Origin of the sequence: Aquibium pacificum (assembly GCF_040839445.1) — a bacterium.
In the GTDB taxonomy this organism is placed as follows: domain Bacteria; phylum Pseudomonadota; class Alphaproteobacteria; order Rhizobiales; family Rhizobiaceae; genus Aquibium; species Aquibium pacificus.
On the sequence record NZ_JBDPGJ010000002.1, the window covers coordinates 324079 to 338327 of the forward strand.

Below are 14249 nucleotides of genomic sequence, written 5' to 3' on the forward strand. Positions count from 1 at the left end.
CCACCATGAAATCGCTTGGAACCCTGCTCGCGCTCTTTGGTCTTTCGCTGGCTCCGTCGCCCGCCGCGGCCCAGGCATTGGCCGACCAGATGACCTGCGACCAGGCGATCGCCTATTACGAGAAGCACGGCGTCATCTATGTCCTGGCGAACGGAAAATTCGCGGTGCCGTTGCGTGTCGGCGTTCCGGTTTCCCAAGCCGGCACACTCCAGTGCCATGACCGGGGAACAACGCCACGTCCCTATACTGTCAGCACGAAGGATACATGGCGCTGCACGATCGCGGTGAGCTGCTGATCCCCGCGCCGGCAACGTCTCTTCGAGGCCTCTCTTTTCCGTCCCTGTCGTGCGCAACCCATCGGCTTGCCAGCGGCGAAGCGTTATGTTTGTATGAATATATCGCTGCGCCTCGCGCCGCACGTCCTGTTGGAGACGCGCCATGCCTGGTTCTCTGTCGTCCGCCTTTCGCAGGCTCGCCACGCTCGTTCTGGCGGCGGCTGCGCTGTCGGCCGCGAACCCGACGATCTCGACCGCCCAGGAAAAGGTGGTGATCTTCGCGGCGGCGAGCCTCAAGAATGCGGTGGACGACATCGTCGAGGACTGGGAAACCCGGACCGGAAAGACGGCGGCCGTTTCCTATGCAGGGTCGTCCACGCTGGCGAAGCAGATCGAGCAGGGAGCGCCGGCCGATATTTTCATGTCCGCCGACCTCGAGTGGATGGACTACCTTTCCGGCAAAGGGCTGACGGTGAAGGAGAGCGAGCGGGTGCTGTTGGGGAACCGTCTCGTGCTTGTCGCCCCCGCTGATTCGCAAGTCACTGCAAAGATATCGCCCGGCTTCGATCTCGCCGACGTTCTGGGCAACGGCCGCCTCGCCATGGCCAACGTCGATGCCGTGCCGGCCGGCAAATACGGGAAGGCGGCGCTGGAGACACTCGGCGTCTGGGACTCGGTTTCCGGCAGGTTCGCCCAGGCCGACAATGTCCGCGCGGCCCTGGCTCTCGTCGCGGCGGGCGAGACGCCGCTGGGCATCGTCTACGAGACCGACGCGGCGGCGGAACCGGCCGTGCGGATCCTCGACCGGTTTCCCGAGGATTCGCATCCGCCGATCCTCTACCCGGTCGCGCGGATCGCCGGCTCGGAGAACCCGGGTGCCATGGATCTGATGGAATTCCTGCTGTCGTCCGCGGCGCGCCGCTCCTTCGAAAGGCAGGGTTTCACCTGGCTCGGACCGATAGAGTCGAACTGAATCCGCCGCGCCATGGATTGGCTGAGCCTCAGTCCCGATGAGTGGAGCGCCGTCCGGCTATCCCTTAAGGTCGCGACATGGGCGATGCTGGCGAGTCTCCCTTTCGGCGTCGCCGTCGCGCTTCTCCTGGCGCGGCGAGACTTCTGGGGCAAATCGCTCGTCGACGGCTTCGTCCACCTGCCGCTTATCCTGCCGCCGGTGGTCACGGGATACCTGCTTTTGCTTGGCTTCGGACGGCGCGGCCCGATCGGCGGTTTCCTTGAGGAGCATTTCGGCATCGTCTTCGCCTTTCGCTGGACTGGTGCTGCGCTGGCCTGCGCGATCATGGGTTTTCCGCTGATGGTGCGCGCCATCCGGCTCTCGATCGAGGCGGTGGACCGGCGCCTGGAGCAGGCCGCGGGAACGCTCGGCGCCAGCCGGATGAGGGTGCTCGCCACCATCACGCTGCCGCTCAGCCTGCCCGGCATCATCGCCGGCATGATCCTCTCCTTCGCCAAGGCCATGGGCGAGTTCGGCGCCACGATCACATTCGTCTCGAACATTCCCGGCGAGACGCAGACGCTGCCCTCGGCGATCTACACCTTCCTGCAGATTCCCGGTGGCGAGGCGGGGGCCATGCGTCTGACGATCGTCTCGATCGCAATCGCGATGGGCGCGCTGATCCTTTCCGAATGGCTCGCCAGAAGAGCGACGCGCGCAAAGAGCGGCCCGTGACGATCTCGATCGACGTCCGGCACGGTCTCGGCAGCTTCGAGATCGACGCGGCCTTTGAGAGCGAAGGCCGGCTGACGGCGCTGTTCGGCCCGTCGGGATCGGGTAAGACCACGCTGGTCAACATCGTTGCCGGCCTGATCCGGCCCCGCGAGGGTCGCGTCGTGGTCGACGGGCGGGTGCTGGTGGATTCGGCGGCGAATGTCCACGTGCCGTTCCACAAGCGGCGCATCGGCTACGTCTTCCAGGATGCGCGGCTGTTTCCGCACATGAGCGTGCGGCGCAACCTCGACTACGGGCGCCGCCTCACGCCGGTCCGGGATCGCTATGCGGATTTCGGCAAGGTGGTCGACCTGCTGGGAATCGGTCACCTTCTCGACCGTAAGCCGGACGGGCTTTCGGGTGGCGAGAAGCAGCGCGTCGCCATCGGCCGGGCGCTGCTCGCCAGCCCGCGCCTGCTCCTCATGGACGAGCCGCTGGCCTCGCTCGACGATGCCCGGAAGGCCGAGATCATGCCCTATGTGGAGCGCCTGCGCGACGAACTGCGAATCCCGATCGTGCTGGTCAGCCACTCGGTGGCCGAGGTGGCGCGGCTCGCGACCGACATGGTGGTGCTGGACAAGGGTCGTGTGGTCGCCGCCGGACCGCTGAACGACGTCCTCCAGCGGCTCGACCTCCTGCCGGAGGACCAACGCGGCGAGGGCGGCAGCGTGCTGGAGATGACGGTGGTCGGGCAAGACGAGAGGTTCGCCATGACCGTACTAAGCTCCCCGGCCGGCGAAATCCGAATACCGCGAAGCGGCGCGCTCCAGGCCGGCAATGTCGTGCGCGTCAGGATCAGGGCGCGCGACGTGATGATCGCGACGGAACCGCCGCGGGGCTTGAGCGCGCTCAACGTCATCCCCGGCACCGTCGCGGCCCTCACCGCTTCCGGAACCTCGCTTTTCGACGTCTCGGTGGATTGCGGCGGACAGCCGATCCTGGCCCGCATCACGAGGCAATCCGTTCACGTGCTCGGCCTCACGGTCGGGCAGCCGGTCTTCGCGGTTGTGAAGACGGTCAGCTTCGATACCGCCAGCACCCGGCGCGTCGCCGAGGGCTGAACGGGATCGCCCTGCCCGATCGCAGCCCGAACTGATACAATGACCCACGAACCGGACGAACATCGGACATGCCGTCACTCAGCCTTCGCATCGATCTCGACCCCGACGGGCGCGTCGGGCCCGGCAAGATCGCCCTGCTCGAGCAGATCGAGGCCACGGGATCGATCTCGGCCGCCGCCCGCGCCGTCGGCATGTCCTACAAGCGCGCCTGGGACCTTGTGGAGGAGAGCAACAGGATATTCGGGAAGCCACTGGTTTCCACACAGGCCGGCGGCAGGCGCGGCGGCGGCGCGGAACTGACGGCCGCCGGAAGCGCGGTGGTGCGGCGCTACCGGGCGATCGAGGAGGCCGCCGGCAAGGCAGCCGCGCGGCACATCGAGGCGCTGCAGGCGGAGATCGACGGCGCCTGACCGGCCATGGCGGCTGGGTCGTCCCTTGTCCTTGCCGTTGATAGTTACATTTTCGATGGTTACGACCGCAACGAATTCGCCGCGACCATCCAGAGAGGGAGGCGACCTTTGGCCTATTCTTATATGCCGGGTTTCGGCAATGATTTCGAGACGGAGTGCCTGCCCGGCGCGCTGCCGCAGGGCATGAACTCGCCGCAGCGCCCGGCCTACGGGCTCTATGCCGAACAGTTGTCGGGCTCGCCCTTCACCGCGCCGCGCGGCACCAACGAGCGCTCCTGGCTCTATCGTATCCGGCCCAGCGTGAAGCATCACGGCCGCTTTTCGGCGGCGAGCTATCCGCACTGGAAGTCGGCGCCCAACCCCGACGACCACGACCTGCCGCTCGGGCAGTTGCGCTGGAACCCGGTGCCTATGCCCGCGGAGCCGACGGATTTCATCGCCGGCATGCGGACTGTCACCACCGCCGGAGACGTGTTCGGGCAGGCGGGCATGGCCGCGCATGTCTATGTCGCCAATACCGACATGGTGGACGACCACTTCTTCAACGCCGACGGCGAGATGCTCGTCGTGCCTCAGGTGGGCGGACTGCGCTTCGTCACCGAGATGGGCGTGATGGAAGTCGCGCCGGGCGAGGTCTGCCTCTTGCCGCGCGGCCTCACCTTCAAGGTCGAACTGATGGACGACCAGGCCCGCGGCTACGTCTGCGAGAACTACGGTGCAAAGTTCACCCTGCCGGACCGCGGCCCGATCGGCGCCAACTGCCTGGCAAACCCGCGCGACTTCAAGACGCCGGTCGCCTGGTTCGAGGATAAGGAGACGCCCTGCCGCCTGACCGTGAAATGGTGCGGCGGCTTCCATATCACCGAAATCGACCATTCGCCGCTCGACGTGGTGGCCTGGCACGGCAACTACGCGCCCTTCAAGTACGACCTGTCGACCTTCTCGCCTGTCGGCGCCATCCTGTTCGACCATCCCGATCCGTCGATCTTCACGGTACTCACGGCGCCCTCGGGCGAGGAAGGCACGGCCAACATCGACTTCGTGATCTTCCCGCCGCGCTGGCTCGTGGCGGAAAACACCTTCCGCCCGCCCTGGTACCACCGCAACATCATGAGCGAGTTCATGGGGCTGATCCACGGCAAGTACGACGCCAAGGAGGAAGGCTTCGTGCCGGGCGGCATGAGCCTGCACAACATGATGCTGGCCCACGGTCCCGATGCCGACGGTTTCGAGAAGGCCTCGCGGGCCGACCTCAAGCCCGTGAAGCTCGACAACACAATGGCATTCATGTTCGAGACGCGTTTCCCGCAACTCCTGACGCGGTTTGCCGCTGAACTGGACACGCTGCAGGACAACTACATCGACTGCTGGAGCGGACTGAAGAAGCGCTTCAACGGTACGCCCGAGGGCGATTGGAGCTGACCGGCCAAGGCCGCGCAATGGCTCCGTCGGAGCAAACGGGAGGACATCATGGCGCATCTGGAACCGCTCGACCGGGAGAGCCTGCCGCAGTTCGCGGACAGGTTCGAGCGCTACGACCGCATTCGGGGCTTCCTGCCGAACTCGATCCTGACGATGAGCCGGCGCCCGGCAATCGCAGAGGCATTCATGCAGCTCAACCAAGCCATCCTCTATGAGGGCACGGTTCCGGAAGCGCTGAAGATGATGGTCGCCTACATGTCCAGTTCTGCCGCCGGGTGCCGCTACTGCCAGGCGCACATGGCGAACCTGTCCAGCGTCTACGGCGTGTCCGACGAGAAGCTTCAGGCGATGTGGTATTTCGAGGAGAGCGACCTCTTCCCGGAATCCGAGAAGGCCGCGTTGCGGCTGGCGCTCAATGCCGGCGGCGTCCCGAACACGGCCGATGAGTCCCACTTCGACGAATTGAAGAAGCATTTTTCCGAAGCCGAAATCGTGGAGATCGTCGCGTCGATCGCGCTGTTCGGCTATCTGAACCGCTGGAACGACACCATGGCCACCGCGATGGAGGACGTTCCGCAGAAACTCGCCGAGCGTGCGATCGGGCCGGCCGGATGGCAAGTCGGCAAGCATGCCGCCAGCGCGCGGCAACCCAAGGAGAATGAAGACAATGGCTAAATCCTTCGCATCGGCCGGCGACATGGCGGAGAAGAAGATCACCTTCACCGAGGTCGGCCGCGACCTCTGGGCCTTCACGGCGGAGGGGGATCCCAACACTGGCGTGATCATAGGCGACGACTCGGTCATGATCGTCGACGCGCAGGCGACGCCGAGGCTCGCCAACAAGGTGATCGAGAAGATCCGCGGCGTCACCGACAAGCCGGTCAAGTACGTCGTGCTGACGCATTACCACGCCGTGCGCGTGCTCGGCGCATCGGCCTACGGCGCCTCAGAGACGATCATGTCCCAGACCGCCCGCTCGATGGTCGTGGAGCGCGGCCAGGAGGACTGGGATTCGGAGTTCGCCCGCTTTCCGCGCCTGTTCCAGGGGCATGAGTCGATCCCCGGCTTGACCTGGCCGACCCTGACCTTCGGCGATTCCATGACGCTCTACCTCGGCAAGCGCCGCGTCGATCTCGAATTCCTCGGCCGCGGCCATACGGCCGGCGACATCGTCGCCCACGTGCCCGACGCCAACGTCATGTTCACCGGCGATCTCGTGGAGTACCACTCGGCCTGCTACTGCGGCGACGCGCATTTCTCCGACTGGCCCGAAACGCTGGAGATGATCCGCTCCTTCGGGCTGGACGCCATCGCGCCCGGGCGCGGCGACGCGCTGGTGGGTGAGGACAAGGTGAACGACGCGCTGGACAAGACGTCCGACTTCCTGGAATCGACCTATCGCCCGATCGCGCGCGTTGCCCAGGGCGGCGGCTCGCTGAAGGAAGCGTGGGACGCGGCCAGAGCCGTCTGCGACCCGAAGTTCTCCTCCTACGCGATCTACGAACACTGCCTGCCGTTCAACGTCGCGCGCGCCTACGACGAGGCACTCGGCATCGACACGCCGCGCATCTGGACGGCGGAGCGCGACAGAGAGATGTGGGAGCGGCTGCAGGGCTGAGGCGTGCGGGGAGGAGACGGAAGTTGGGTCAGCGGTCAGAGGACGGCGACGTCGTAGTCGCGGAAGGCGCGGTCGACGGTGAGGATCGTCAGGTTCTCGAGACGCGCCTGAGCGATCAGCATGCGGTCGAAGGGATCGCCGTGGTGGAGGGGCAATTCCGCGCATTGCATGGCGTGCTCGGCCCGAATCGGGAGCCCTTCGATATCGCTCTCCCCGAGAACTTGCAAAAGCCGGTTGGGCATTCGGAGCTTGCCGATCGCGGATTTGATCGCAATTTCCCATATGGTAGCAGCGCTGACAAACTTCGGAACGTCGCCATCCAATGCTCGTCTGTGGTCGGGCGACAGACGCGGACTATCCATCAGTTCCCAAAGCAGTACGTGCGTATCGATGAGGAGGCCCTTCGCGCTCACTTCAAATACTCATCCCATTCGGGACCGAGTTCGTCAAAATCGGGTGCGATCCAGATTTCGCCCTTCATCGCACCACGAATTCTGCGTCGCGGCGCACCAACTCCGGCTGCCGCCAGTTCGACCACCGGCTTTCCGTCGCGCGTGATCTCGATGCGCTCGCCTGCTTCGGCGCGGCGCAGCAGTTCGCCTATGCGCGCCTCCGCCTCTTCCGCCGTCACGCTCATTGCCTTGCCGGACCGTGTGTGCTCGTTCATCGGGCGCATCCTCTGGTCCACCAATCTACGTCATTCCCGGCTCCCCGACAAACGGGCTGCCGCCGCTGGACCGTCGCCAATCCGATGACACGCATCTTCGAAACGCCCCTCTATCCCTACCAGCGTTCGGCCGATCAGGACGCGGCCGTGCCGGTGCGCCATCCGGCGATCGTCGTCGGTGCCGGCCCGGTCGGACTGGCTGCCGCGATCGATCTGGCGATGCACGATGTTCCCGTGGTTGTGCTCGACGACAACGACAAGGTCTCCTTCGGCTCGCGCGCCATCTGCTTTTCCAAGCGGGCGCTGGAGATCCTCGACCGGCTCGGAGTCGACCCCGCCATGGTCGACAAGGGCGTCACCTGGAACCTCGGCAAGGTGTTTTTCGGCGAGCGGCAGGTCTACGAGTTCAACCTCTTGCCCGAGGCAGGACACAAGCGCCCCGCCTTCATCAATCTGCAGCAGTACTATCTGGAGCAGTATCTCGTCGAACGCGTGAACCGGCTTGCCGCCGAAGGCAAGGCGATAGAGATCCGCGGCCGCAACCGGGTGACAGCCGTTTCGCCTGCTGATCACCATTTGGCGCTGACGGTGGACACGCCGGACGGACCATACGACGTCGAGGCCGATTGGCTGATCGCCTGCGACGGCGCCAACTCGCCGATCCGTGCCATGCTCGGCCTCGATTTCGTTGGACGTATCTTCGAGGACAACTTTCTGATCGCCGACGTGAGGATGGACGCGGAATTCCCGACCGAGCGCTGGTTCTGGTTCGATCCCCCTTTCAACAAGGGCCAGTCCGCCCTCCTTCACAAGCAGCCCGATGGCGTCTGGCGCATCGATCTCCAGCTCGGCTGGAACATCGACAAGGAGAAGGAGAAGCAGCCGGAAAATGTCATCCCGCGCCTCAAGGCGATGCTTGGCGAGGACGTCCAGTTCGAGCTGGAGTGGGTATCCATCTACACCTTCCAGTGCCGGCGCATGGAGAGCTTCCGCCATGGCCGTGTTCTCTTTGCCGGCGATGCCGCCCACCAGGTCTCGCCGTTTGGCGCACGCGGTGCGAATTCCGGCATTCAGGACACCGACAATCTCGTCTGGAAGCTGAAGCTGGTGATGGACGGCGCAGCGCCCGAAAGCCTGCTCGACACATACGATGCCGAGCGCCTGCACGGGGCTGACGAGAACATCCTCAACTCGTCCCGCTCGACGGACTTCATCACGCCGAAATCAGACACCAGCCGGCTGTTCCGCAATGCCGTGCTTGATCTGGCGGAAAAGTTCGAGTTCGCGCGGCCGCTCGTCAATTCCGGCCGTCTCTCGGTGCCCTGCGCCTATGACGCCTCGGCGCTGAACGGACCAGACGCCGAAGGCCTGCCCGCACGCACGCGTCCCGGAACGCCGGTCCCGGATGCGCCTGTCGGCGGCGACTGGCTGACCGACATGGTCGGTGGCCGTTTCCAGCTCCTTACAATCGATGTCGGCGCGGCGGAACGGATGGAGGTTGACGGTGTCCGCGTGGAACGCCTGGCGCTTTCGGCCACGGACGATCCGGGCGGGATGCTTGCGGAGCGGTTCCTGGGCGGTGCTTCCGGCGCGGTCTATCTGCTTCGGCCGGACCAGCACGTTGCTGCGCGCTGGACCGCATTCGACGAGAGCGCGGTGGCGGCCGCGGTCCGCACCGCGCTCGGACGGGCATGAGGGGGATGGCAATGGCGAAGCTCGTTACCCGACCCAACATCCGCGCACCGGACGATTTCTACGCCGACCTGCTCGCGCTGCACGAAGGCCGCAGCAAGGAGGAGAGCGACGCCGTCAACGCGCGGCTGATCCTGATCCTCGCCAACCACATCGGCGACCGCGAGGTACTAGCCGAGGCGATGGAGGCCGCGAAGGTGGAGTAACCGGTCTCGGGCGTCGCCACCTGCTCGCCTGTCCGGCTAGCGTTTTCCGCTGGTCAGCGCCTTGAGCCGGTAGACTGCTTCCAGTGCCTCCTTCGGCGTCATCTCGTCCGGGTGCAGCGACGCAACTGCCTCGGACAGGGCATCATTCTTAGCCGGCTTTTTTTCTTCGCGACGAACGGCGGCTGAGAACAGCGGCAGGTCATCGATCAGGCGGTTGGTCCTGCCCGAAACCTCTCCCTGCTCAAGCTGTTCGAGCACCGCGCGCGCGCGCGTCACGACCGCCTCGGGCAGGCCGGCCAGCCGCGCGACCTGCACGCCATAGGAGCGGTCGGCCGCTCCCTTGCCGACCTCGTGCAGGAACACGACGTCGCCTTCCCATTCCTTCACCCGCATGGTCACGTTGGAAAGGCGCGGCAGTTTATCCGCCAGCGCCGTCATCTCGTGGAAGTGCGTGGCGAAAATGGCGCGACAGCGATTGTGCTCGTGCAGGTATTCCACCGCGGCCCAGGCGATCGACAGGCCGTCGAACGTGGCGGTGCCTCGCCCGATCTCATCAAGGATCACCAGCGAACGCTCGCCCGCCTGGTTCAGGATAGCCGCCGTCTCCACCATCTCGACCATGAAGGTCGACCGCCCGCGGGCGAGATCGTCCGAGGCGCCGACGCGCGAAAACAGCCTGTCGACGACGCCGATATGGGCGCTCTGCGCCGGAACGTGGCTGCCCATCTGGGCCATCACAGCGATCAGCGCGTTCTGGCGCAGGAAGGTCGACTTGCCGCCCATGTTCGGGCCGGTCAGGAGCCAGATGGCGCCATGCTTTGATCCCTGCGCAGGAGAGAGATCGCAGTCGTTGGCGACGAAGGGTTCCGCCGCCTGCCGCCGCAGCGCCTGCTCGACCACCGGGTGACGGCCGCAGTCGACACGGAATTCGAGGCTCAGATCGACGCTCGGGCGGCAGTAATTCTCCTCCTCGGCAAGGACAGCGAGCGCGGCCGACACGTCGAGCGTGGCAAGCGCCGCCGCGGCATTCCGCAAAGTCTCGGCCGCCGCGACCGCTTCGGCAACAAGCGCATCGAAGATTTCCAGTTCGATTGCCAGAGCGCGTTCGGCGGCGTTGGCAATCTTCGTCTCCAATCCGGCCAGTTCCGTCGTCGTGAAGCGCATGGCGTTGGCCATCGTCTGGCGATGGATGAAGCGCGCTTTCGCCGCGTCCGACCCCATCATGATGGCCTGGTGGTTGGACGTCACCTCGATGTAGTAGCCGAGCACGTTGTTGTGCCGGATCTTCAGCGACCGGATGCCGGTCTCCGATACAAGCGCCGCCTCCATTTCGGCGATCACCCGCCGGGCCTGGTCGCGCAGGCCGCGCATCTCGTCGAGTTCGGCATGACAGCCGGCACGCACGAAGCCGCCGTCGCGCTTCAAGAGCGGCATCTCGTCGGCGAGCGCGGCGCCGAGATGTTCCCCGAACGGCCGTGGGAGGGAGCGCAGCCCGCTCACTGCGTCCGTCGTTTCCCCGGGAAGCGCTAGGCCTTGGAAAAGTGCGGCGACCTCGGCCGCCGCCTCCATGCCGGCGCGCAGGGCGCCGAGGTCGCGCGGGCCGCCGCGATTGAGCGCCAGCCGGGAAAGCGCGCGCGGCATGTCGGGAGTGCCCTTCAGCGCCGCCCGCACGCTGTCGGCAAGCGTCCGCTCGGCCCGGAAGAAGGAGACCGAGTCCAGACGTCGGCCGATTTCGTCCCGATCGGTGGAGGGCGAGGTGAGGCGCTCGGCAAGCAGGCGTGCGCCACCGCCGGTCAGCGTCCGGTCGATGGCCTCGAAGAGCGCACCGCTGCGGCTGCCCGTAAGCGTCTTCACCAGTTCGAGATGCGCGCGCGTCGCAGGGTCGATGAACAGCGTCGACGCACCGTCCTGCCGGGACGGCGGCGTGAGCAGCGGCCGCTCGGCCTTCTGCGTACGCTCGACATAGCCGATCGCCGCGCCGATCGCCGAGAGTTCGGCGCGCGAGAAAAGCCCGAACCCGTCCAGCGTCGAGACGCCGTAGAAGCGGCCGGCCCGTTCCTCACAGGCGGAGGAATCGAACAGGCTCGGCGGCAGCGGCGTGACAGCGCGGCCGAGAACGTCGAACACCGAGCGGAACTCGGGATCGTGGAAGACCGGCTCCGCCACGATCAGTTCGCGCGGGTCGATGCGCATGATGTCGGCGAGCAGCCTGTCGCGCGTCGTGCCGGCCACGAGGAAAGAGCCGGTGGAGATGTCGATCCAGGCCAGCGCCAGATCCTCCTCGCCGCGAACACGGCCGAGCGCCATCAGGTAGTTCGACTCCGACGGCGCGAGCAGCTTCTCCTCGGTGATGGTGCCCGGCGTCACCAGCCGCACCACGTCGCGCTTCACCACGGATTTCGCGCCGCGCTTCTTCGCCTCGGCGGGATCCTCGATCTGCTCGCAGACGGCGACGCGATGGCCGAGGCCGATCAGCTTCTGCAGGTAGTCGTCCGCCGAATGCACCGGCACGCCGCACATCGGGATGTCCTGGCCGAGATGCTTGCCACGCTTGGTCAGCGTGATGCCGAGCGCCCGGCTCGCCACCTCCGCGTCCTCGAAGAACAGCTCGTAGAAATCGCCCATGCGATAGAACAGCAGCGAGTCCGGGTTGGCCGACTTGATCTCGATGAACTGCTCCATCATCGGCGTCGGAGCCGAGGCAGGATCGGGGCGGATCGGGCGTTCCTGGTTCAAGGGGCGGGGCCGTCGGCTGTGAACGGGTCGCACGAAAGCGTGCGCTCGTTCCTGCTTGGCGATTTACAGAGGCGAAGTGTAGCCTTAATCCGGTTGCTCCACAAAAGAAGCATGCACGCGCCGCAATGGCGCGGCTTGGGAGGGAAAGCCAATGCCGGTCAAGGACACCAGCGAACAGGGACCGTCGGTCAGCGCTCAGGAGGCGCTGGAGTTCCACTCCATGGGACGGCCCGGCAAACTGGAGATCAACCCGACCAAGCCGATGGCGACCCAGCGCGACCTGTCGCTCGCCTATTCGCCGGGCGTCGCCGTACCGGTCAAGGCGATCGCCGAAGACCCCAGCCGCGCCTTCGACTACACGACGCGAGGCAACATGGTGGCGGTCATTTCCAACGGCACCGCGATCCTCGGCATGGGCAATCTCGGCGCGCTCGCTTCCAAGCCGGTGATGGAAGGCAAGGCGGTACTGTTCAAGCGCTTCGCCGACGTCGATTCGATCGATCTCGAGGTCGACACCGAGGACGCCGACGAGTTCGTCAACTGCGTGCGCTTTCTCGGCCCCTCCTTCGGCGGCATCAACCTCGAAGACATCAAGGCGCCGGAGTGCTTCATCATCGAACAGCGGCTGCGCGAACTGATGGATATCCCCGTCTTCCACGACGACCAGCACGGGACGGCGATCATTTCGGCGGCCGGCCTTATCAACGCCCTCGAGATCACCGGCCGCGACATGAAGACGGCGAAGCTCGTCTGCAACGGCGCGGGTGCGGCCGGCATCGCCTGCATCGAACTGGTCAAGGCGATGGGCTTCTCGCCGCAGAACGTCATCCTCTGCGACACCAAGGGCGTCGTCTACCAGGGCCGCGAGGAGGGTATGAACCAGTGGAAGTCGGCGCACGCGGTGAAGACCGACAAGCGCACGCTGGCCGAGGCGCTCGACGGCGCCGACATCGTCTTCGGCCTATCCGCGAAAGGGGCACTCACCCCGGCCATGATCCAGTCCATGGCCAAGGACCCGGTCATCTTCGCCATGGCGAATCCCGATCCCGAGATCACGCCGGAGGAAGTGGCGGAAATCCGCACCGACGCCATCATGGCGACGGGACGGTCGGACTATCCCAACCAGGTCAACAACGTGCTGGGCTTCCCCTACATCTTTCGCGGTGCGCTCGACGTTCGCGCCACCACCATCAACGACGCCATGAAGGTGGCTGCGGCCGAAGCGCTCGCGGCACTTGCGCGGCAGGACGTGCCGGACGACGTCGCCGCCGCCTACCAGGGCAACCGGCCGAAGTTCGGCCGCAACTACATCATCCCGGTTCCCTTCGACCCGCGCCTGATCTCCGCCATTCCCGTGGCGGTCGCCAAGGCGGCGATGGACACGGGCGTAGCGCGCCGGCCTATCCTCGACATGGAGAAATACGCGCAGGAACTGTCGGCCCGCCGCGACCCGATCGCATCCACGCTCCAGCGCATCTACGACCGCGTGCGCCGCCAGCCCAAGCGGGTCGTCTTCGCCGAGGGCGAGGAGGAGCAGGTCATGCGCGCCGCAGTCTCCTACGTGAACCAGCGGCTCGGCACCGCGATCCTCGTCGGCCGCGAGGATCAGATCAAGGAGACCGCCCGCAATGCCGGCGTCGACCTGAACAAGCCGGGCATCGAGATCATCAATGCCCGCCTTTCACGCCGCAACGCTGTCTATGCAGACTACCTCTACGAGCGCATGCAGCGAAAGGGTTACCTCTTCCGCGACTGCCAGCGGCTGATCAACAACGACCGCAACCATTTCGCAGCAACCATGGTCGCGCTCGGCGACGCCGACGCCGTGGTGACCGGTGTCACGCGCAACTATTCGACCGCGCTGGACGACATAAGGCGTGTCATCGACGCCAAGCCCGGCCACCGGGTGATCGGCGCCTCCATCGTGCTGGCGCGCGGACGCACCGTCATCGTGGCAGACACCGCAGTGCACGACATGCCGAATTCCGAACAGATAGCCGACATAGCGGAGGAGGTGGCGAATTTCGCCCGGCGTATGGGTTACGAGCCGCGCGTGGCCATGCTCGCCTACTCGACCTTCGGCCATCCGCCCGGCGAACGTTCGGAGCGGGTCATGGAAGCGGTCAAGATCCTCGACAAGCGCCGCGTCGATTTCGAATATGATGGCGAGATGGCGGCTGACGTGGCGCTCAACGCCAAGCTGATGCGGCAGTATCCGTTCTGCCGCCTGTCGGGCCCGGCGAACGTGCTGGTCATGCCGGCCTTCCATTCGGCCTCGATCGCCACGAAGATGCTTCAGGAACTTGGCGGTTCCATGGTGATCGGGCCGCTGCTGGTGGGGCTCAACAAGCCTGTCCAGATCGTCAGCCTGAACGCCAAGGACAGCGACATCGTCAACATGGCGGCGATCGCCGCCTACAGCGCCGGGTCATGACG

14 protein-coding genes are annotated in these 14249 nt (G+C 65.7%); 11 read left to right on the forward strand and 3 right to left on the reverse strand.

The window, feature by feature from the left end; genetic code table 11:
- Nucleotides 1-5 precede the first annotated feature (5 nt).
- The 8 genes from ABGN05_RS07845 (at nucleotide 6) to ABGN05_RS07880 (ending at nucleotide 6512) form a co-directional block, all read left to right on the forward strand.
- A complete protein-coding gene (locus ABGN05_RS07845) occupies nucleotides 6-296 on the forward strand; it encodes a hypothetical protein (protein WP_367953458.1) in 291 nt (96 codons plus the stop codon).
- A 142-nt stretch (nucleotides 297-438) separates the two neighbouring features.
- Nucleotides 439-1248 (forward strand): molybdate ABC transporter substrate-binding protein, encoded by an 810-nt coding sequence (modA, locus tag ABGN05_RS07850; RefSeq protein ID WP_367953459.1) that lies wholly within the window; start codon nucleotides 439-441, stop codon nucleotides 1246-1248.
- 12 nt (nucleotides 1249-1260) lie between these two features.
- Nucleotides 1261-1962, forward strand: a complete 702-nt coding sequence (gene modB, locus ABGN05_RS07855) for a molybdate ABC transporter permease subunit (protein ID WP_367953460.1) — start codon at nucleotides 1261-1263, stop codon at nucleotides 1960-1962.
- Nucleotides 1959-3062: a molybdenum ABC transporter ATP-binding protein gene (modC, locus tag ABGN05_RS07860; protein ID WP_367954337.1), complete on the forward strand. Its 1104-nt coding sequence runs from the start codon at nucleotides 1959-1961 to the stop codon at nucleotides 3060-3062. The genes modB and modC overlap by 4 nt, the downstream gene beginning before the upstream one ends.
- 68 nt (nucleotides 3063-3130) lie before the next feature.
- Nucleotides 3131-3472, forward strand: coding sequence for a winged helix-turn-helix domain-containing protein (locus ABGN05_RS07865; RefSeq protein WP_367953461.1), 342 nt, complete (start codon nucleotides 3131-3133; stop codon nucleotides 3470-3472).
- A 108-nt stretch (nucleotides 3473-3580) separates the two neighbouring features.
- The gene (gene hmgA / locus ABGN05_RS07870) at nucleotides 3581-4894 is read left to right on the forward strand and encodes a homogentisate 1,2-dioxygenase (RefSeq protein WP_367953462.1); all 1314 of its coding nucleotides are present in this window, start codon (nucleotides 3581-3583) and stop codon (nucleotides 4892-4894) included.
- 48 nt (nucleotides 4895-4942) lie between these two features.
- Nucleotides 4943-5569, forward strand: coding sequence for a carboxymuconolactone decarboxylase family protein (locus ABGN05_RS07875; protein WP_367953463.1), 627 nt, complete (start codon nucleotides 4943-4945; stop codon nucleotides 5567-5569).
- Nucleotides 5562-6512, forward strand: coding sequence for an MBL fold metallo-hydrolase (locus ABGN05_RS07880; RefSeq protein ID WP_367953464.1), 951 nt, complete (start codon nucleotides 5562-5564; stop codon nucleotides 6510-6512). Before ABGN05_RS07875 ends, ABGN05_RS07880 begins: the two co-directional genes overlap by 8 nt.
- A 35-nt stretch (nucleotides 6513-6547) precedes the next feature.
- On the opposite strand, the gene ABGN05_RS07885 is transcribed toward ABGN05_RS07880, so the two are convergent.
- On the reverse strand, nucleotides 6548-6925 hold the full coding sequence (locus tag ABGN05_RS07885) for a type II toxin-antitoxin system VapC family toxin (RefSeq protein ID WP_367953465.1): 378 nt from the start codon (nucleotides 6923-6925) through the stop codon (nucleotides 6548-6550).
- Nucleotides 6922-7179 carry a type II toxin-antitoxin system Phd/YefM family antitoxin gene (locus ABGN05_RS07890; protein WP_367953466.1) on the reverse strand — a complete coding sequence of 86 codons (258 nt, stop codon included), beginning with the start codon at nucleotides 7177-7179 and terminating at the stop codon, nucleotides 6922-6924. Before ABGN05_RS07890 ends, ABGN05_RS07885 begins: the two co-directional genes overlap by 4 nt.
- Before the next feature lie 84 nt (nucleotides 7180-7263).
- On the opposite strand from ABGN05_RS07890, the gene ABGN05_RS07895 reads away from it, so the two are divergent.
- Both ABGN05_RS07895 and ABGN05_RS07900 read left to right on the forward strand, forming a co-directional pair.
- Nucleotides 7264-8874 carry an FAD-dependent oxidoreductase gene (locus tag ABGN05_RS07895; protein ID WP_367953467.1) on the forward strand — a complete coding sequence of 537 codons (1611 nt, stop codon included), beginning with the start codon at nucleotides 7264-7266 and terminating at the stop codon, nucleotides 8872-8874.
- An 11-nt stretch (nucleotides 8875-8885) separates the two neighbouring features.
- A complete protein-coding gene (locus ABGN05_RS07900) occupies nucleotides 8886-9077 on the forward strand; it encodes a DUF2783 domain-containing protein (RefSeq protein WP_367953468.1) in 192 nt (63 codons plus the stop codon).
- Nucleotides 9078-9113: 36 nt separating this feature from the next.
- Here ABGN05_RS07900 and mutS read toward each other — a convergent pair whose 3' ends face one another.
- Complete coding sequence (gene mutS / locus ABGN05_RS07905; RefSeq protein ID WP_367954338.1) at nucleotides 9114-11762, reverse strand: DNA mismatch repair protein MutS; 2649 nt, start codon at nucleotides 11760-11762, stop codon at nucleotides 9114-9116.
- Nucleotides 11763-11964: 202 nt separating this feature from the next.
- On the opposite strand from mutS, the gene ABGN05_RS07910 reads away from it, so the two are divergent.
- Complete coding sequence (locus tag ABGN05_RS07910; RefSeq protein WP_367953469.1) at nucleotides 11965-14247, forward strand: NADP-dependent malic enzyme; 2283 nt, start codon at nucleotides 11965-11967, stop codon at nucleotides 14245-14247.
- The last annotated feature ends 2 nt before the right edge of the window (nucleotides 14248-14249 follow it).